Annotated in this window: 18 protein-coding genes; 7 read left to right on the forward strand and 11 right to left on the reverse strand. The window is 44.2% G+C overall.

Annotated features, from left to right (window positions below; translation table 11 throughout):
- Positions 1 to 172 precede the first annotated feature (172 nt).
- The gene (locus FTU95_RS00385) at positions 173 to 2272 is read left to right on the forward strand and encodes a TonB-dependent receptor domain-containing protein (RefSeq protein WP_180077194.1); all 2100 of its coding nucleotides are present in this window, start codon (positions 173 to 175) and stop codon (positions 2270 to 2272) included.
- Positions 2273 to 2310: 38 nt separating this feature from the next.
- Here FTU95_RS00385 and FTU95_RS00390 read toward each other — a convergent pair whose 3' ends face one another.
- From FTU95_RS00390 to FTU95_RS14950, 3 genes are read right to left on the reverse strand one after another with little or no spacing between them, the layout of a single operon-like run.
- The gene (locus FTU95_RS00390) at positions 2311 to 3312 is read right to left on the reverse strand and encodes a hypothetical protein (RefSeq protein WP_180077196.1); all 1002 of its coding nucleotides are present in this window, start codon (positions 3310 to 3312) and stop codon (positions 2311 to 2313) included.
- A gap of 14 nt (positions 3313 to 3326) precedes the next feature.
- The gene (locus FTU95_RS00395; protein WP_257220082.1) at positions 3327 to 4304 is read right to left on the reverse strand and encodes an alpha/beta fold hydrolase; all 978 of its coding nucleotides are present in this window, start codon (positions 4302 to 4304) and stop codon (positions 3327 to 3329) included.
- The gene (locus FTU95_RS14950; RefSeq protein ID WP_257220083.1) at positions 4279 to 4416 is read right to left on the reverse strand and encodes a hypothetical protein; all 138 of its coding nucleotides are present in this window, start codon (positions 4414 to 4416) and stop codon (positions 4279 to 4281) included. The genes FTU95_RS00395 and FTU95_RS14950 overlap by 26 nt, the downstream gene beginning before the upstream one ends.
- Positions 4417 to 4673: 257 nt before the next feature.
- Here FTU95_RS14950 and FTU95_RS00400 point away from each other — a divergent pair, with 257 nt between their 5' ends.
- On the forward strand, positions 4674 to 5288 hold the full coding sequence (locus tag FTU95_RS00400; RefSeq protein WP_005096244.1) for a carbonic anhydrase: 615 nt from the start codon (positions 4674 to 4676) through the stop codon (positions 5286 to 5288).
- Positions 5289 to 5331: 43 nt separating this feature from the next.
- Here FTU95_RS00400 and FTU95_RS00405 read toward each other — a convergent pair whose 3' ends face one another.
- On the reverse strand, positions 5332 to 5961 hold the full coding sequence (locus FTU95_RS00405; RefSeq protein WP_100355288.1) for an arylesterase: 630 nt from the start codon (positions 5959 to 5961) through the stop codon (positions 5332 to 5334).
- 11 nt (positions 5962 to 5972) lie between these two features.
- Between FTU95_RS00405 and FTU95_RS00410 the strand changes: the two genes are divergently transcribed.
- Both FTU95_RS00410 and FTU95_RS00415 read left to right on the forward strand, forming a co-directional pair.
- Positions 5973 to 6698 (forward strand): ABC transporter ATP-binding protein, encoded by a 726-nt coding sequence (locus tag FTU95_RS00410; RefSeq protein WP_180077198.1) that lies wholly within the window; start codon positions 5973 to 5975, stop codon positions 6696 to 6698.
- Between the two features lies 1 nt (position 6699).
- The gene (locus tag FTU95_RS00415; RefSeq protein WP_180077200.1) at positions 6700 to 9192 is read left to right on the forward strand and encodes an ABC transporter permease; all 2493 of its coding nucleotides are present in this window, start codon (positions 6700 to 6702) and stop codon (positions 9190 to 9192) included.
- 51 nt (positions 9193 to 9243) lie between these two features.
- Here FTU95_RS00415 and FTU95_RS00420 read toward each other — a convergent pair whose 3' ends face one another.
- A complete protein-coding gene (locus FTU95_RS00420) occupies positions 9244 to 10062 on the reverse strand; it encodes a rhomboid family intramembrane serine protease (protein ID WP_005096251.1) in 819 nt (272 codons plus the stop codon).
- Between the two features lie 78 nt (positions 10063 to 10140).
- Here FTU95_RS00420 and mtgA point away from each other — a divergent pair, with 78 nt between their 5' ends.
- Both mtgA and ppk1 read left to right on the forward strand, forming a co-directional pair.
- On the forward strand, positions 10141 to 10815 hold the full coding sequence (gene mtgA / locus FTU95_RS00425; protein WP_005096252.1) for a monofunctional biosynthetic peptidoglycan transglycosylase: 675 nt from the start codon (positions 10141 to 10143) through the stop codon (positions 10813 to 10815).
- A gap of 111 nt (positions 10816 to 10926) precedes the next feature.
- Positions 10927 to 13008 (forward strand): polyphosphate kinase 1, encoded by a 2082-nt coding sequence (gene ppk1, locus FTU95_RS00430; RefSeq protein WP_100355284.1) that lies wholly within the window; start codon positions 10927 to 10929, stop codon positions 13006 to 13008.
- Positions 13009 to 13069: 61 nt separating this feature from the next.
- On the opposite strand, the gene FTU95_RS00435 is transcribed toward ppk1, so the two are convergent.
- The 5 genes from FTU95_RS00435 to rubA all read right to left on the reverse strand — a co-directional run bounded on the left by FTU95_RS00435 (position 13070) and on the right by rubA (position 17271).
- Positions 13070 to 13657, reverse strand: a complete 588-nt coding sequence (locus FTU95_RS00435; RefSeq protein WP_180077202.1) for a response regulator — start codon at positions 13655 to 13657, stop codon at positions 13070 to 13072.
- A 254-nt stretch (positions 13658 to 13911) separates the two neighbouring features.
- Positions 13912 to 14820, reverse strand: a complete 909-nt coding sequence (gene oxyR, locus FTU95_RS00440) for a LysR family transcriptional regulator OxyR (protein WP_005172010.1) — start codon at positions 14818 to 14820, stop codon at positions 13912 to 13914.
- A 13-nt stretch (positions 14821 to 14833) separates the two neighbouring features.
- On the reverse strand, positions 14834 to 15772 hold the full coding sequence (estB, locus tag FTU95_RS00445; RefSeq protein WP_005172008.1) for an esterase EstB: 939 nt from the start codon (positions 15770 to 15772) through the stop codon (positions 14834 to 14836).
- 57 nt (positions 15773 to 15829) lie between these two features.
- Positions 15830 to 17008 (reverse strand): rubredoxin reductase RubB, encoded by a 1179-nt coding sequence (gene rubB / locus FTU95_RS00450; RefSeq protein WP_159516428.1) that lies wholly within the window; start codon positions 17006 to 17008, stop codon positions 15830 to 15832.
- A 98-nt stretch (positions 17009 to 17106) separates the two neighbouring features.
- The gene (gene rubA / locus FTU95_RS00455) at positions 17107 to 17271 is read right to left on the reverse strand and encodes a rubredoxin RubA (RefSeq protein ID WP_005096258.1); all 165 of its coding nucleotides are present in this window, start codon (positions 17269 to 17271) and stop codon (positions 17107 to 17109) included.
- Between the two features lie 488 nt (positions 17272 to 17759).
- Between rubA and FTU95_RS00460 the strand changes: the two genes are divergently transcribed.
- Complete coding sequence (locus FTU95_RS00460) at positions 17760 to 18302, forward strand: adenine phosphoribosyltransferase (RefSeq protein WP_005096259.1); 543 nt, start codon at positions 17760 to 17762, stop codon at positions 18300 to 18302.
- A 360-nt stretch (positions 18303 to 18662) separates the two neighbouring features.
- Here FTU95_RS00460 and FTU95_RS00465 read toward each other — a convergent pair whose 3' ends face one another.
- The gene (locus tag FTU95_RS00465; protein WP_180072016.1) at positions 18663 to 19157 is read right to left on the reverse strand and encodes a YqiA/YcfP family alpha/beta fold hydrolase; all 495 of its coding nucleotides are present in this window, start codon (positions 19155 to 19157) and stop codon (positions 18663 to 18665) included.
- Between the last annotated feature and the right edge of the window lie 141 nt (positions 19158 to 19298).

The raw sequence follows: 19298 nt of genomic DNA on the forward strand, positions 1-19298 counted from the left end.
TTTATCGCATTCTAAAAAACCTCGAACTTTCGAGGTTTTTTTATATCTGGCTTTAAGTTTAATAAATGTTAATGATAATAATTATCAATAGTAATTGCATTTGTGGAAATCCCTGTTACACTTCGCAACCGAATAAACATGATCTCTTCATAACTCTTAGGACGTGCAAGGTATGAATAAGCCCTTCTTAAAAACAACTTTAGCTTTCGCAGTATTTACAGCAATGACTGTTTCAGTCCAAGCGCAAGACCAAGTTACTGAAGAAAAAGAGGGAATCGTACAGGCTGATGCGACCAAATTACAAACGATTGTGGTGACTGCGAGTGGACAGGCAGTTGATGTTAAATCTGCGCCAGCTTCAATTAGTGTCATTACGGCAGAAGACATACAGAAACAGCCTGTTTCAAGTCTGGCCGATATCTTGAAACGCGTGCCCGGCGTAACAGGGGGCCTAAGTTCAAATGGGGCAGGTTCAAAAATACAATTACGCGGGATGCCTGACAATTACACGCTGATCTTAATTGATGGTAAACGTGTGGGCTCTTCTCGAGATACCAATTATCGTGCAAACCTAGGACATCAAGATCTAAACTGGGTGAGACCAGAAATGATTGAACGTATTGAGGTTGTACGTGGACCCATGTCTTCTTTATATGGCTCTGATGCGATGGGTGGAGTGATCAACATCATTACCAAAAAAATCCCTTCAGAATGGGGTGGCTCATTGACCTTAAACCATACCATGCCAACGACATCTTCGGATTTAGGGCGAACCATTCAATCAGGACTCGTGGGATATGGCCCTTTAACCGATACACTAGGTATGCGTGCCACAGTCGGGATCACTGAACAGGAAGCGGATCAAGGCTATCAAACCTCTGACCGTAATCTTCCCGGAATGGCAGGAAGTAAAGCAACCGGACAATCGGGTAGTCGTGATCAGAATGCGAACTTAAAGTTTGATTATACGCCGAACGATATTCATAGCTTATCTTTAGAGCTGGGTTATAGCTTGCAAGAGAATAATGCCTCGACCACGCCTCAGGTGGTGGATGGTAAAGAACAGGCTTTATTAGCATGGGGTCCATCTGAGTTAGAACATCGTTCAGTGTCTCTATCACATGATGCTCAATGGGGTTTCGGTGATTCAAAAATTACGGCTTACTACAATGATTATGATCAAAGTCAGGTGACAGAGACTGGGCCGACCACACAAAAATCCAAGGAAAGCATTGTAGAAGCTAATCTCAATATTCCGTTTAAATTAGGTGTGGAGCATGTTGCGACAGTGGGAGGTCAATGGAAATCAGAAGAACTGGTTAATACCCGTAATATTGGGCTGGCTATTCCAAGTTATGACGGCAAAGAATATGGTTCAGAGCTAGAAGGAGATACTTGGGCATTGTTCGTTGAAGATAAAATTGTTTTTAATGATCAAGTCAATTTGACCCTTGGTAATCGTTTTGATCATCACGATAAATTTGGCACACATAATAGTCCACGTGCTTATTTGGTGGTGCAACCAAATGATGCATTGACCATTAAAGGTGGTGTTGCTCAGGGCTTTAGAGCTCCTTCACTCAAAGAGAATACTGCAGGTGCAGCGACGCGTTCAGGGGGGAATGGATGTACATCCTTGAAACCTTTAGGCTATGTATCGGGCGGATGTTATATGGCGGGTAATGCAGACCTGCAGCCTGAAGAAAGTATCAACTATGAACTTGGATTTAATTTTGCTCAAAATGATTTTGATCTCGGTTTAACTTATTTCCACACAGATTTTAAAAATAAAATTGAATATCGTGCTTTAGGAGAAATTAATGGGGTGTGGTGGACACAATATCAAAATGCTGAAAAAGCGCGTGTACGGGGCTTGGAAGCAAGTGTGGCATTACCACTCTTAGAGAATTTAAGCTGGAAGACCAATGCAACCTATTATTTTGAATCAAAAAACTTAGTGACTGGCAGAAATCTTTCAACGATTCCCGAGTTATCCGTTTATAGTGCACTCAACTGGACTCCCACTGATCCACTTTCATTGGAACTTGCAGCGCAATATACCGGTGAACAATATACGGCAAGTATTGAAGATACGATGGTGATGCAAAAACCACATACGGTATTTAACTTATCTGCGAATTATGAAGTGAACGATCAAGTGACTGTTAGAGGTGGTCTCAATAATTTATTTGATAAAAAATTAGTAAATGCTTCAAATGATTATTATCTGGATCGTCAGGAAGTCTTTGTCGGACTGACCTATAACTTCTAAACAATTTAAAAAGCCGCTCTCGAGCGGCTTTTTAAGCTTTATACTTTAAGAATCTTCAAAGTATCTTCTGAATAATAAAACTGTTCCAGATAGATGCGGGCACGTTCACGTAAATGACCTTGTGAAACCATCTGTTGAATGATCGGGTTCAACAATTGCTGTAACTCATGCTGGATTAAGGCTTCATCAATATTCAGATCACGCAGCAAGCTGTCAAAAGTATGTTCCTGATTGCGTACATACCAGGTATGAACTCCATCATGAACTTGCTGTTTTAGATAATCCGTCTGACGCAAATGATCCCAGATCTCATGTCCTAAACCGACTGTCTGATTTAAATCCTGAAGCTCAATATAATTTTTCAATACCGATACCGGCATATCTTTGATTTTATGCCAGAGATTGGCCTGAAAATGATAAAGTTTTTCATCATCAAAGTGCTGGTTCAGCACATGTTCACTCATCTGGCTCAGTTTTAAAATATTCTTTTGCAGATAACGCGCAATAGTACTGTCCAGATCCGTATCGGTGACATTTTCCAGTACCGACTTGCCCATTTTCATAAAACGGGAAACCCCGGGCACGCTTTTAGCGATGACAGAATTATCCAGATAATCCTGAATGGAATGCTGGATCAGTTGCGTGATCATGGCCGAAAATGCCGGATTATTCACGACGGTCTTAATCAGACGCTGACGATGGCCACTTTTACTGGCAACATATTGTGCGATTTTATCCACGGTCAGGACTGGAATCACATCGGCAATTTTGGTCGTATCGTTGGCCGGATGCACCAGTGCAAAACGGATATGCTCAGCAATCTGCTCAATCAGAAAGCTGCTGGCAGCAGTATCCAGAATCTGTTTTTGCAAAAGCTGATGAATCAGATCACAGCTCCATAGATCTTTCAGGTTTTGTTTACGCAACCACAGATAAAACGCATGAAATTCAGTTTGAATCGTTTCAGATTGAGAAAATGCCTGATCGAGAAAATCAAGTTGAGCATCGATCAACTGCTCAATCATCGGGTGTTTCTGCATAACGGCTCTGAAACTTAATTTAAAGGAATGAGTTTATCAGCAAGCGGGTTTTTTAGGGTCTGGGTCTTGGCCAGAAAAGGCAAATAATGTTGTGCCACCTGTTTTTCTGCTTCCAGAATCGGCATATGCCCGACATTGTTCAGAATCACCGGCGTTTCGGCACGTTTCAACAGGGCATGCAGTTCTTTAACCACTTCGACATTGATGATCCGGTCCTGTCTGCCCCATAAAATCAAGGTCGGTGCTTCAACTGTGCGGGTCAGGCGGGCAAAGGTTTCCGGTGTATAAATCCGGTTCAGCATCACGACCTGATCAATCGATTTACTGGTCTGCTCAGAACGTGAAATTAGCAGTTTTTCCTGTGCATACTGGAGCTGATAAGGAATCACCGGCGGGTTCTGCATCAGCTGTCTGGAGACATCTTGCAGATCACCGGGCTTGCTGACGATCAGGTCTTTTAGGGCTTGCGGGTCTTTGGTATAGGGCGTATTGCCCATTTTATACAGGCCGGCACTATTGATTAAAAACAGGCTTTGCGTATCGAATGGATATTGTGAGGCATAGACCGTGGCAATCGATCCCCCCAGGGAATGTCCGGCAATATGTAAATTCTCGTCTACATTTAAGGTTTCAATGAATAAACGCATCTGAGAAGTCACATTGGGCACAGAAACATCGAAACTCTCTGGAACCTTGGTATCGCCGTTGCTCGGCAAGTCAGGAATAATCACATGATAATGTGGAGTCAGAAACTGTGCGACCCGATTCCAGTTATCTCGCGTTCCTGCCAGACCGTGAATCAGCAGAATTGAAGGCTTGTTCTTGGCACCACCTTCACTATAGCTCCAGGTCACATCACCGATTTTAAGTGTCTTGGATTGAAGTCCAGCTTGTGTTCGTTCCTGCAGCAGATGTTGTTGTAATATTTTGGCAGGCTTTTCATTCGGCTGGCTAAACATATATTGACTATGTGCAAAGCTCGGCAATGCCATCGTAAACGCGACTAAGGTCGAGCAGATTATTTTCGAGCGCAACTTTATTATTTTCTTCATTGGCACATTCCCCAAAAAATACACAGCGAGCAAATTGCTCAAATACTTCCATGTTGTAAATTTGCTATTTCAGTCAAATAAAAACATTATTCTTCATTCTATTTTAAATCAATCCTGGCGCTTGTCACCCATTAGTTTTTTGCTGAACAGCATTGAATGATTTGAAAATGTGATGTGCTGCACACAAAATCCCTGCTGAAATGAAATTAGATAAATGTTAAAAATTTAAGCAGCTAAGATTTTTTGCAAGTGACATTCAAAAAAACTGGCAGTAAAATATTGCAACTAAAACATCGGTGATAGAAAAGAATGCTCACAGCTCAAGAAGCTTTAGAACGTCTTAAACAAGGGAACCAACGTTTTGTCAGCGGTGATACCTCGCATCCAAAACAACTGAGCCACCAACAGCGCGCAGAAATGGCAGAGGATCAGAACCCATTTGCAATTGTACTGGGCTGTTCAGATTCGCGTGTCCCAGCTGAAATGGTTTTTGATCAGGGTCTCGGTGATCTTTTTGTGATTCGTGTTGCAGGCAATATTGTCGCTCCATCACAGGTCGGGAGTGTTGAATTTGCGGCGGAACGCTATGACTGCGCTATTGTTGTAGTCTTAGGTCATAGTCATTGTGGCGCGATCCAGGCCACCATTGATACCTTAATGTGCCCAGATTGCCCGCCGTCGGCAAACCTGATGTCGATTGTGAATCGAGTACGTCCTTCAGTTGAAACCTTAATGCAAACTGAACTGAAAAATGATTTGGCAAAATTGTCCAAGCATGCCGTGCGTTCTAATGTATTTGCATCGGTTAACCAACTACGTCATGGTTCAGCAGTATTAGAAAATCTGATTGGTCAAGGACAACTCAAAGTGGTCGGTGCTGAATATTCACTGGAAACAGGTGAAGTATTGTTCTTTGATTTTTAGGCAAAATTTATTTAAATACAATCTAAAATAACTTAAAGGCGCTTTATAAAGCGCCTTTAATGTATGGATAGGCATTATTTAGCAGGATGGTTTGTGCCTTGGCATTTGGATGAATCAGATCCTTTTGCATCAGGGTTTTATTGCCGGCCACACCCTGCATAAAGAACGGTAACAATTTCACCTTATATTGCTGGCTCACTACCTTATAATTATTTTCAAAGGCCTTGCTATAGGCCTGTCCATAATTAGGCGGCATCTTCATACCAAATACCACGACTTTGGCCTTGGCTTTCTGGCTTTGCTGAATCAGGCTGGCTAAATTTTTTTGAATCATTTGCGGCGGCTGTCCGCGTAAGCCGTCATTACCACCCAACTCAATCACCACAAGGTCTGGACGATGCGTCTGCAACAGTTTCGGCAGTCTGGCTAGCGCTCCACTGGTGGTTTCTCCACTGACACTTGCATTGACCACTTTATGCTGTTTCGGATACTGTTGCTCTAAACGCTTTTGTAATAAATGTACCCAGCCTTGTTGTGGCTGAATACCGTAACCAGCACTTAAACTATCACCTAAAATCATAATCGACTTTGCTGATACCCCGAGCGGTAACAGGCACAGACTGAGCAAAAACAAGTAAGACAATACCCGAGTTTTCTGATTAAGATCTTTCATATAGGACACGTATGATTCAAAGTAGCAACGATTCGAACATCATGCCACAGGCGATTATTTCTGCCCAGAAATTGACACAAAAGATACAACTTTCACAAAAACAGCTGACTATTTTTGAGGATCTTGATCTGGAGATTATGGCAGGCGAGCAGGTGGCAATTACCGGTCGTTCCGGCTCGGGAAAGTCCACATTGCTAGGCATTCTGGCATCGCTGGATCAGGCCAGTTCAGGCCAGCTCATCGTCAGTGGCGAGTCGGTTTCTACATTGAATGAAGAACAACGTGCGTTGGTGCGCCTGAAAAATATCGGGTTTGTGTTTCAGTCTTTTCAGCTCTTGCCACATCTGACTGCTCTTGAAAATGTCATGCTGCCATTACGTTTACAGCCCAGTTTCAAATATGCAGAAGCTGAACAAAAAGCCTTGGCGCTACTGCATAAAGTTGGTCTGGATCGACAGGCACAACAAACCCCGAAAGTCCTGTCTGGCGGGGAGCAGCAGCGTGTCGCGATTGCCCGGGCACTGGTCAGTGAACCGAAAATTATTTTTGCCGATGAACCGACAGGCAATCTCGACGGTGAAACTGCCAAGGAAATTGAACAGCTTTTGTTTCAGTTGAATCGGGAACTGGGTACGACCTTGGTGCTGGTGACGCATGACCGCAAACTGGCACAGCAATGCCAGCGACATTTTGAACTGCTGAATGGCCAGCTGATTGAACATCCGAGTGGAGGATGAGATGACCCCTTTATTTCGTCCTCTACTCACACAAAGTTTTAAAAGTACCGGAATTTATCTGTTAATTATTGCCTTAACTTTGGCGATTAGTGCAACAACAGCGCTCAAGTTTAGCAATGAACAGATTCAAAATGCAGTGGCCTTGCAGGCCGCAGAAATGCTGGCCGGTGATCTGGTACTTTCGGACAATGAGCCTCTACCAAAAGAATGGCGTGATCAGGCCAAACAGCTGGATTTACAGCAGTCAGAAGTCACTTTCTTTAGCACCATGGCCTATACCGATGAACAGTTTGTCATGGTCAATGTCAAAGCCATTGATCAGGCTTTTCCCTTGCGTGGCGAGCTGCAGCTGCAACCTGCAAAAACGAAGATTCAATCGGGTGAAATCTGGCTCAGTCCACGGGCTATGGACCTGCTCAAAGTCAAACTGGGCGATCAGCTGAATATTGCCGATGCGGCGTTTAAAGTCACAGCCAAGATTGAACAGGATTCTAATCAGGAGCTCGGATTTTCTGGCTTTTCGCCAACGGTGATTATATCTCAGGCGGATGTGGCACGCACCAATGCGATTCAGGTGGGTAGCCGGATTGAATATCGCTTGCTCATGGCTGGCCGTCCAGACGATACCCAACAATATGAAGCCTTGTTCAAGCAGCAGCTCAAGTCCGAAAACGGCTCGGCTGAAACGCCAGCAGAAGTGCAGGGACAGGAATTTGAGGAGCAAAGCAGTCTCCGGTTACGCAATGCCAGTGAGGGCAATACCCGCTTAATGAAGCCGATTGCCAACCTGGATACCTTCCTGCAACTGGCCAATATTCTGACCATTTTATTATGTGGTATCGCGATTGCTCTCACTGCGCAGCGTTATGTCCAGCAGAATCAAGATCATATTGCCTTGATGCGTTGTATCGGTGCGACCAAACAGCAGATTTTATCGGCTTATCTGGCCTTGCTCGGTACAGTACTGCTGATTGCCATGTCGATTGGTACGGTGGTCGGCATTGGTCTGGGTTATGGGTTATTACAGTTAATGCTGCAACTGATTCCCAACTTAGAAATTGAATTCTCTGCTATGGCGATGCTGCTCGGGCCATTACCAGTCGCGATGCTGACCAGTGCGGTGGTGCTGTTGGGCTTTGTCATGCCGAGCCTATTGCAACTGTTGAACACGCCACCAATTCGAGTAATCCGCCAGCAGGAAAAATCAGTGCAATCCATGCTGTGGATGCTGCTGACCGGAACGCTGAGCCTGATTATTTTTAGCGTGATTCTAACCGAAAATCTGCTCCTGACTGCCTGGGTAATTGGCGCGATTATTGTGTTATGTGCAGTGTTGTATCTGACGGTATGGTTGATCTTAAAACTGCTGCGCAATCAGAAATTGAATCTGTCAGCCTATGTACGAACACCATCTCAAACAGCCTTACAGATTACCGCTTTGGCCTTGGGTCTCAGTCTGATTACAGTATTAGCCGTATTGCGCACAGACCTATTAGAGCGTTGGCAGCAACAGTTGCCGCAAGGTACACCAAATCAGTTTGTGTATGGTTTGCCGCCGTTTGACATGCCAGACCTAAAAGCTCAAATTGAGCAGAATGGCTGGAAAAGTACACCACTTTATCCGAACGTTCGTGGGCGTCTGGTGGCTAAAAATGATCAGCCTTTTGCTCCAGAATTAGTCAAAAGCAATAATACTTTAAAACGCGAGCTGAACCTGACCCAGTCCGACAGCTATCCACAGGATAATGTGATTATTCGTGGTGACGCAGTTTTGCAACAGGTCGGCACGGTATCGGTCGAAGCCAATACTGCTGAAGAATTAGGTATCAATATTGGCGACAAGCTCAGTTTCAGTCTGCCTGAAGGTGTGCTGGAAGCGAAGGTCATCAATTTAAGAACGGTCGAGTGGGAAAGTTTTAGTCCGAATTTCTTCTTTATTTTTGCCCCGAATAGCATGGATGCCAATGCCGGAAGTTATCTAGGCAGTTTCTATGTGCCGGAACAAGATAAGGACAAACTGGTGTCTGTGATCCAGCAATTTTCCAATACGGTATTTATTGATGTCAGCCTGATTCTGGAAGAGATCAAGCGTATTGTGAATGTACTGGTGCAGATCGTGACGATTCTGGCCGTGCTGGTTAGTATCTCCGGTTTTCTGGTACTGATGGCTTGTCTGAACCTGCTCATGGATGAACGCAAACGTGAAGTGGCCTTGCTACGGTCATTTGGCAGCTCCAAACAAAAACTGAAAACCATGATGAGTCTGGAAATTGGTTTTATCGGACTGTTTGCCGGAGTGGTTTCCTGTCTGTTTGCCGAAGTGATTAGCGCAATCGCCAGTTATCGTATGGATTTAATGATTCAGCCACACTGGGAAATCTGGATTATCCTGCCGATTTTCATGACTGTGTTATGTGCGCTGATTGGCCGTTATCGTCTGAGCTATCTGTCGGACATTCCGCCCTTACAAAGCTTGCGCGAGATGAATCAGTAAGATTCATCTCCATGGCTTTTTAAATTCGCTGGTATTTAAAGCGGCAATGATTTAAAGCTGCAATTGTTGTCGCATCAGGTCGAGAATCTCTTGCCACAGTGGGCGAATTGCTTCGATCAAGGCCAAGTTATGTTGATAAAGCAGCACACAGAGGCCAAAACCAATCACTAAAGCGATCAGGTTGATCAGGCGGCTACGCTGCATTTTTTGTCCGGCATACCACAGCAAGGTTAAAAAAGCGCCCATCAACATGCCACCAATATGTGCGGCATTGTTGATTCCGCTGATCATAAAGCCCATGGCCAGGTTCAGACCCATCACCATCACCAAGGTCTTTTTATCTAGAATAAAACGTTGCTGGGGCAGCATCGGCAACAGGGCCAATACCGTCAGTGAAGCGCCGAGTCCCATCACCGCACCGGATGCACCGGCACTGACCGCCGGCAATAAACTTGGGTTGGCCACACCCCCTGCAATCAGATCATAGCTGTCCTGAATGTTCATATAGCCACTGAGCAAACTGCCCATTAAGCCGGCACACAGGTATAAGCCAATAAAATACATCCGGCCAAACAGTTGTTCGGCAACACTACCAAAAATATACAAGGCCCACATATTCAACATCAGGTGAATCAGGCCAAAATGGAAAAACATGCTGCTAAACAAACGCATGGGTTCCGCTAAATAGGTTAAAGGTGCATAATCGGCACCCCAGAGAATCGCATCTCGGGTACTCGGCTGGCTGATATCCATACCATTGATGGCCTGCCAGCCAAATAATCCGACATTAATCGCGATTAAAATGGCCGTGATCCACCAGAGCTGCATTTCAAGTTTGCGGTGTACGACAGGGGGAGCGTATTTAGACATGCTATTTTTTTTGCTGTGATTGTATATTTCGAATAAGCTTAACACGAAAAATCAAATTTTCAGGAGTAACGCACTGACATGAAAGCCTTTCTGATCCGCACGATATTAGTCATCGTCAGTGTGATTTTACTGATTCAATTGTGGATCTTTGCCAGTCTGGCCTGGTGGCGAACCAATCCGGTCAATACCACCATGATGATGCGGATTGATTACTGGACGGAACCTTCCAAAGCCATTCAACATCAATGGCGTCCCTATGATGAGATCAGCCTGAATCTGAAACGTGCCATTGTCACTGCAGAAGATGGAAAATTCATTCATCACCATGGTTTTGACTGGGACGGCATTCAAACTGCGCTGAATAAAAACCGGGATCAGGGCCGGGTGGTGGCTGGGGGGTCTACCATTTCCCAGCAATTGGCGAAAAACCTATTTCTGGTTAATAAGCGTTCATTTGTACGTAAAGGCCAGGAAGCGGTGGCCACCTGGATGATGGAACGCATGTGGTCGAAACAGCGGATTCTGGAAGTCTATTTAAACTCGATTGAATTTGGTGACAATATCTATGGCGTAGAAGCCGCAGCCAAACATTATTTTGGCAAAACTGCGCAAAGCCTGACTCAGGATCAAGCGATCTTTCTGGCGGCCATTCTGACCAATCCAAAATATTTTCAGGATCATCGCAACTCCTCTGCCTTAAATGCACGCAAGCGCATGATTCAGCGTTATATGCGTTATGCAGAATTGCCTTAAATAATTATTTAAAGAAAAAGCCCAGTTTTTGGGCTTTTTTTTATGAAATTGTCATCAATTTGAAGCATACTTGAACTGATAAGCACAATTTTAAATCCGCATAGGTTTGATATGAATACGGCAGCCAGCACTACTTCAGCACAGCCCGAATATACATATAATGATCGTTATATAAATCGTGAACTGTCTATTTTAGACTTCCATTTACGCGTCCTGGAACAGGCTGTCGATCCTTTACATCCCTTGCTTGAACGCATGAATTTCCTGTTAATTTTCTCGCGTAATCTGGACGAATTTTTTGAGATTCGGGTCGCAGGAATGATGGAACAGTTAGATTTGGACAATGAAAGTCGCAGTCCGGATGGCCTGACCCCAAAGCAGGTGCTGGAACAGATTTCCAAAACTGCACATGCTGCGATTGAACGCCAGTACCGTATTTTAAATGAAGAAATTTTGCCAAAACTGCGTGAGGAAGATATCTGTTTCTTGCGCCGTGGTGAACTGACTCCGGCACAATCGGCCTGGGTGAAAAAATATTTTCAGGAACAGGTTGCGCCCGTCCTGACGCCAATTAGCCTAGACCCTGCACATCCGTTTCCACGTCTGGTGAATAAATCACTGAACTTTATTGTGACTCTCGAAGGTAAAGATGCCTTTGGCCGTCAGATTGATCTGGCTGTGGTGCCAGCGCCACGTTCGTTACCACGCGTGGTACGTCTGCCAGATGAATTAACTGATGGCAAAGAGCATCATGTGATGCTATCCGCGATTATTCATGAACATGTTTCGGATCTGTTCCCAGGCATGACAGCGACCGGTTGCTATCAGTTCCGTGTCACGCGGAATGCCGATCTGGCCCTGAATGAAGATGTTGAAGATTTGGCTAAGGCGCTTAAAGGCGAACTCAGTTCACGCCGTTTTGGCCGTGCTGTACGTCTGGAAGTGACAGAAAATTGTCCGCAGCATATTTATGAATATCTGCTGAATGAATTTGATCTGGAAGAAGAGCAGCTTTATAAAGTCGCAGGCCCAGTCAATCTGGCGCGCTTATTGTCTAATTTCAAGCGCCCACATTTACGCTATGATTCACATACCCCGATCATTCCCAAAGTACTGAAAAAATCTGAAAATATTTTTAGTGCCATGCAAAAACAGGATATCTTGCTGCATCATCCGTTTGAGTCTTTTGCACCGGTCATTTCATTGTTGCGTGAAGCTGCACGTGATCCACAAGTGCTGGCGATCAAACAGACCCTGTACCGCAGTGGCCCGGATTCTGAAATCGTGCAGGTGCTGGCGGAAGCTGCCCGCAATGGCAAGGAAGTCACGGCCGTGATTGAATTGCGTGCACGTTTCGATGAAGAATCCAATATCGAAGTGGCCAATGTCCTGCAAGAAGCCGGTGCGGTGGTGGTCTATGGCATCGTTGGCTATAAAACCCATGCCAAAATGATTCTGGTGGTACGCCGGGAAAATAATAAACTGGTGCGCTATGTACATCTGGGAACCGGCAACTATCATGCCGGTAATGCGCGAATCTATACTGATTATGGTTTGCTCACCACGGATAAAGACCTGTGTGAAGATGTGCACCGTATCTTTCAGGAGCTGACCGGTATGGGGAAAATGGCCAAGCTGAAAAAGCTGTTACATGCGCCATTTACCTTACATACCCAACTCATTAATTATATTGATAATGAAATCGTGAATGCCAAAGCAGGCAAGCCGGCGCAGATTATTGTCAAAGTTAATGCGCTGACCGAGATGCAGTTGATCAATAAACTCTATGAAGCTTCTCAGGCCGGGGTACAGATTGACCTGATTATCCGCTCGATTTGTAGTTTGCGTCCGGGATTGCCAGGTTTGTCTGAAAATATTCGGGTACGTTCGATTGTCGGGCGTTTCCTAGAACATACCCGCGTGTATTATTTCAGCAATAACGGTAATGCACGGGTTTACTGTTCAAGTGCAGACTGGATGGATCGCAACCTGTTTAACCGGGTCGAAGCCTGCTTCCCGGTAGAAGATGAAGCGTTGAAAAAACGCATCTATCAACAGGGGCTGCTTAACTATCTGAAAGATAATCAGCAATCCTGGTTATTACAAGGGGATGGAACCTGGCTGCGGGCACAGCTGCAAGAAGGTGAAAAGCCACATAATGCTCAACGCATTTTATTGGACTTGTTTAAATAAATGCTCTCAAGAGGCTGAAAATTCAGCCTCTTTTCTATCCAGAAAATAGCATTCAAGGGTTTTAATCAGAGGATATCAGCAGTTTGCGATAGATCTGTTTGACCTGAGCATACATCTGATAGTCAGTCAGCTGGAGCTGGTGCTGTATGTCTACTGGGGTTTTTTGCTGGCTGAGTAAGTGTAAGAGCTGCAATTCGGTTACCTTGAGACAGGTTTTGTCAGTGAGCTGGTACAGGATATGTTCTGCCAGTTCAGCATGGATATAGGCACCGCCACGCAAGACAATTTTCAGGCTTTCAGCAAACTGGATGAATGAAGCCTGAGGTTGGATATAGCTATTTGCACCAGATAAGATTGCTGAATAAATGAGTGCTGTGGATTCACTCTTGAATACGGCAACTACAGGTGTATTTGGGTTATGCCGTTTCATCTGGCCGATGAAATGAATCTGTGAGGCTTCTGTCAGGTGATAAAGAATCAAGTTAGGCAGATGTTCGGCAATCATCTCTTGTGCAGATTGGAAATTGTCTGCATACAGCAGCATATCTGGTTGATAGCCCAGTTGTTGCAGTACAGTCTGAGTTTTGGACAGGTTCAGGTCAGTAAATGAAGCGATGACTAAAACCGGTGCAGGCAAGAGGGCAGCCAATAAGCTCAATCCTGTTGATTCTAAGAGAAGGCTATACTGTGGATGAAGCAAAATAAAATGAATATCCCAAAAAATAGGGATTTAACGATAATCACCTCATCTTCGTCTTAAATAGCATTTATTACAGATTAAAACCGATGACATTAACAGTCAGCTTGAGACTTTAGCAGGTCTATGATGGTTGGTTATATCCACTTTGAGATATAAAAAAAGGAGCAACGGGTGTGCTCCTTTTAATCATCTAAAATTTTAGCTCAAGCAGCATTGTGCTGAGTGATTTTTTGGAAAATCTGTAATAACACATCAAACTCGCTTTGTAGCGGCGTACTTTTACGCGTCACCAATGCCAGGGTGCGACTTGGCGCAGAGTTGATTGGCTTGACCAGAATCTCAGGGTTGGCTTTGATCATATTGGTATAAATCGCAATTTCTGGCAATAAAGTAAAACCAAGATTTGCAGAGACCATTTCGATTAAAGTCGGCAAAGAGCTGGCTTTTAAACGATGATCATTTTTACGCTCACCAATCGGGCAGGCACTCAGGGCATGATCACGTAAGCAATGACCTTCCTCAAGTAACATCAGGCGAGACAGATCAAGATCTTCCAGAGAATTCGCTTGTGCAGCGTGTTGGTCTGATTTTTGATAAACCAGATACAGATTCTCTTTGGCAATCTCGGCCACTTTCAGGCCACGTGTATCGAAAGGTAGCGCCAAGGCCACCATATCCAGGTTGCCATGTTCCAGTTTTTCTACAATTTTCTCGCTTTGTGCTTCATGCAGATGCAACTGGATTTTTGGTAATTGTTTATGCACTTCTTCTAGCAGCTGTGACAGCAGGAAGGGAGCAATCGTAGGAATCACGCCAAGATGTAAATCACCGGTTAAGGGTTCACTCATCTCACGACTTAAGCGCATCAAGTCCTGAGCATCAGCCAGTAGAACACGTGCGCGTGCAACCACTTGTTCACCAAGAGGCGTTAAACGAACATTCTGGCGGTCGCGTTCAACAAGTACGCCACCGAGTAAACGCTCCAGCTCCATAATGCCGCCAGACAAAGTTGACTGGGTGACAAATGAGCGGCGAGCAGCTTCTGTAAAATGTAGCGTCTCTGACAGTGTTACGAGGTATGACAGCTGTCTTAAGGAGGGTAGTGCAGCCATAGTGTCCTAATGTTTATGATTTAAAATGATCAGCAAATAATTCGCTAAGATATGGAATAAAATGCGGTGGGATATCATGCCCCATTCCATCAATTAATTCAAATTTAGCCCCTGGAATCGCTTTTGCAACGGCCTTGCCATGACTAGGAGGCAGCAATCGATCACGAGCACCATGAACCACCAGGGTCTCTTGCTTGATTTGCTTGTTCAGTTGCAGCAATGAACCTGTACATAATATTGCTAAAAACTGTTGAAGTACACCGGCAGGATAGTAACTTCGTTTATATAATTTACGTGCGGTCTGCACCGCTTCCAGATGATTGACATAACCTGGCGAACCGATGATGTTAAACAGTTTTAGACTATGATCTACAATACCATCTTCATCTGTTGAAGCCGGTTTGTCAATCAAACTAAAGAGTTGCTTGGGAAAGGGCGGTGGCAACAGCGGCTGATTGTTGCTGGTAAACAGTAAACCCAGTTTTTTGACTTTGTCCGGATAGCGTGCCGCCAGAATCTGGGCAATCATGCCACCCATGGATGCACCCAATACATCAACCTGATCCAGCCCCATTTTTTCAATCAGCAGACTGACATCTTCAGCCATATCATACAGGTCATAAGGTGCACCCTGATTGCCCAGACCGAGCACAAAACGGCTCATCATTTTCAGGGTGTTCAGGCGTGGACCCTTGTTATGGATTTTTGAAGACAGGCCAATATCGCGATTATCAAAACGTACCAGATGGAAACCTTGATCAATCAATGATTTGCAAAAAAAGTCAGGCCAGTACAGCACCTGCGCACCCAGTCCCATAATCAGGAGCAGCGTAGGATTTTCCGGATTTCCGCCCACCTCGACATGTAATTCCACACCATTACCCAGATCAACTCTGGTTTCACGCATGAAAGAACTATATGGAGAAAGATTAAACTGTAATGCGCTGTGCATAATTGCTGTCCTAATTAAAGGATATTTTGTTTAAAAAATATCCTGAGTATTAAACCTCTAAACCACAGCAGGAATCAAGTCAGGAACCTGCTTGGTCAAAGACAGACGTTGTTTGCCCGCAGTTGCACCCAAGAGTACAAAGCCACGTAAAGTGCCGTTACCGTCGATGGCTTTGGCCAGCATGCCATCTTCCAGCTCTTCAGTTTCCCAGGTGAGCTCAACATCGACTGGTGCAGGCAGGACAGTTAAAGGTGCAGCAGGCGTTTTCACTGCCACAGGCATAGCCGGATAATGTACAGCCGTATGTTCGCCATTCAGGGTTTTTGCCAGCGCGCGCGCCTGTTGCATGATGGGCATGACATAAGGCAATAAGGTACCATTCACTTCAGCACAGTCACCTACGGCATAAATATCGGCATGATTGGTTTCCAGTTGCGCCGTGGTTAAAATTCCACGACTGGTATGAACATCTGCCTGTTTGGCCAAAGAAATATTCGGCTGTAGACCTACCGCAGACAAAACCACATCAGCAACGAGAGACTGACCATTGGCCAGCATGACCAAATAGTCACCATTTTCAGCACGAGAGACCTTCTCGACCGTGGTGCCCAAGACGAAATGAATGCCGGTTTCTTCAAGGTTTTTCTGGAAGGCCGTTGCAACATGTTCAGGTAATAAACGGCCCAGCGGTTGAGGTGCCAGATCGATCACTGTGACCTGATGCTCGGTATTTTGCAGGTCATTGGCAAATTCGCAACCAATCAGGCCTGCGCCTAAAATCACCACGCGTTTATCTTCACGTGCCGCCAGATTGCTGCGGAACGTCTTATAGTCACTTAAATTATTCACCACATGAATGTCATCACTGGCATCACCGGAAATGGCTAAACGTACCGGGTTGGCACCGACCGCCAAGACCAGTTTGGAATAATTCTGTGTGCTTTCCTGACCATCTTTCTCAAGTACCAGCTGATGATCTTCCGGATGAATGGCTTTGACCCAAGTCTGCTGTTCAATCCGCATATTCAGTTGTGCCGACATTTTTGCAGCATCGCCCAATGCAATCTGTTCAGGCGCTTTTTTGCCAACCAAAGCATTGGAAAGGGTAGGTTTGGCATAATTTATCGCATCATCCGCGCAAATCATCAGCAGTTCATGCTCTGGATTAAGTTTGCGAAATTCACGTGCTACAGCATAACCTGCCATACCTGAACCAATAATAACGATAGGATGCATAGTCGTTTCCATGCTGTAGGGCTCTCCATGCTGTTTTATATGAGGATAAAAAGGACATAAAAAAAGACCATATCGACATGGTCTTTAACTGGGCGTGCTCAGACTTCGATCATTTCGAAATCGACTTTAGACACGCCACAATCTGGACAGGTCCAGTCATCCGGGATATCTTCCCATTTGGTTCCCGCCACGATGCCGTCTTGAGGCCAACCTTCCGCCTCGTCATAAATCCATCCACAAACGATGCATTGATACTTTTTCATGTAACTCTCCAAAACTGAGCAAGTGTAACCGTCAGCTTAAAATCCATAAAATGGCAAGACTCTAAAAGAATATGACTTTTTAACAGTGAACATATTTGGCTAAATTTTTACGCAGTTCTATTCAGAAAGTAAAGTGAATAAAAGCTTAATCAGCGAAATTAGCAGCAGAATGACTTTGGGATTCAGTATTTCTCTGAAAATGAGTCAAATCGGCTTTGCTGGCAAATGCTGTGGAGTGATGAAGCGGCTGCTGTGGCAAAATTTAGCTTAAATGAGGCGTTATAGACCAAAGTCGTGCAGTAAAAACTGAGGTTTTTATATAATTTAGAATCAGTAAAGTCTGGATTAAATATTTTTATAATAAATGAATTTAATAAAATCAATAACTTGTGCTTAAATATTGAGTTTTTATTATACAGCTCGGCTTGTTCATTGGCTGGAAATAGGTTTAAAATTCGCATATTCCTTTTCTTTTTTTAAGATCTCCCATGAGCAATTTATCTACTTCTTTGTGGTCTCACATTCGTACGGTCCAAGATTTTCCAAAACCAGGAATTTGCTTTTATGATTTGACCCCACTTTTCATGAGCAATATTGGTCCATTGACTGATGCCCTGATTGCCAGCATTCCTGCTGACAAACTAGCAGAAGTAGAAAGCTTTATCGCAGTGGAGGCACGTGGTTTTGTGTTGGCGAGCCTGTTGGCACAACGTACCGGAAAAGGCTTGTTATTGGTGCGTAAAGCAGGAAAATTGCCGCCTCCAGTCGTGGGTGTCGGTTATAGCCTGGAATATGGTCTGGATCGTTTAGAAATGTCTGCGGAAGTTCAGTCTCAGAAAGTTATCATTGTTGATGATGTTCTGGCAACAGGCGGAACTTTAAAAGCGGTAAATGAATTGGCACTCAAATGTCAGCATGAAGTACTAGGTGCAAGTATCTTTCTTGACCTTCCTGATTTGCATGCTGAATTAGGTCTGGATATCTGGTCAGTACTGGATGATAAATCTCAGCCTGAAGCTGCGGTTGCCTAAATTGTAGATTTAAAAAAAAGCTCCTCAATATCGGTAATGCCGGTCAGTTAAGAAATTGACTGGCATTTTCTTTTTTAAATTCATGATCATATTTGACAAGTAGAAAAGTCATCCGCAACTGTTTGAGGCAGGACTAGATTTAAAAATGATTGTTTCTGCGACAAATTTACTAGTCGATGGTGGCTGACGAGTTTTGCGGACGACAAATGCCTTTGGTTACTTTGGGCGAAACCAAAGTAACAAATTATTTTCAAGTATTTGATTTATAAAGTTAAGACTCCGCCGTGAATGACTAAAAAGTTAAAGAGTCTATTTCTAAACTCCTTAACTGATCAGCATTACCTCAATATCGGGGCTTTTTTATTGTCTGATAAAATGATGTTCAATTTCCTGAATCAGCGTATTAATCTGTTCAGGATGTTCTAGTCGATGATGGCCGCCATCAACTGCCTGAATTTGCATATAGTCTTCAAGCTGTGCCTGAACTGCATGCATATCCAGAATTTCATCGCCCAGTTCGAGATAGGCAAACTGCGGAATGTCATGCTGTAAATCGCCATGACAAATTTCCGGATAATCATCTCTGAAATTGGGTTGCAAAATGGGATTCGCCACCACACAGGGAAGGTGATAAGCCTGCGACATTTTCAATGCCCAATAGCCGCCAAGATTATGGCCCACCAGAATATCTGGTTTGATGGTTTCAATCATCTCATGATAAAAATTGGCGACCGAATTATAGCTCAGATTACGATAATCGACATCAATACAATATTTATGCACGACATTAATTGCATGAAACTTGGTGGATTCTCTGGAGGAATCTAAGCCATGTAAAAACAAAATCTTAGACATAATCTTACTCATTTTTATGGGGCATGCCATATTGGTATTTATTGATTGGCACATCATCTTCAATCTGAGCATCATTGTAGAACGTGTGGACATTCAAGGCAGTTAGCTATTGGTCTAAGCCAGCATTTTTCTGCGCAGTGA

The sequence above is a fragment of the Acinetobacter sp. YH12208 genome (assembly GCF_013418055.1).
Classification (GTDB): Bacteria; Pseudomonadota; Gammaproteobacteria; order Pseudomonadales; family Moraxellaceae; genus Acinetobacter; species Acinetobacter pseudolwoffii.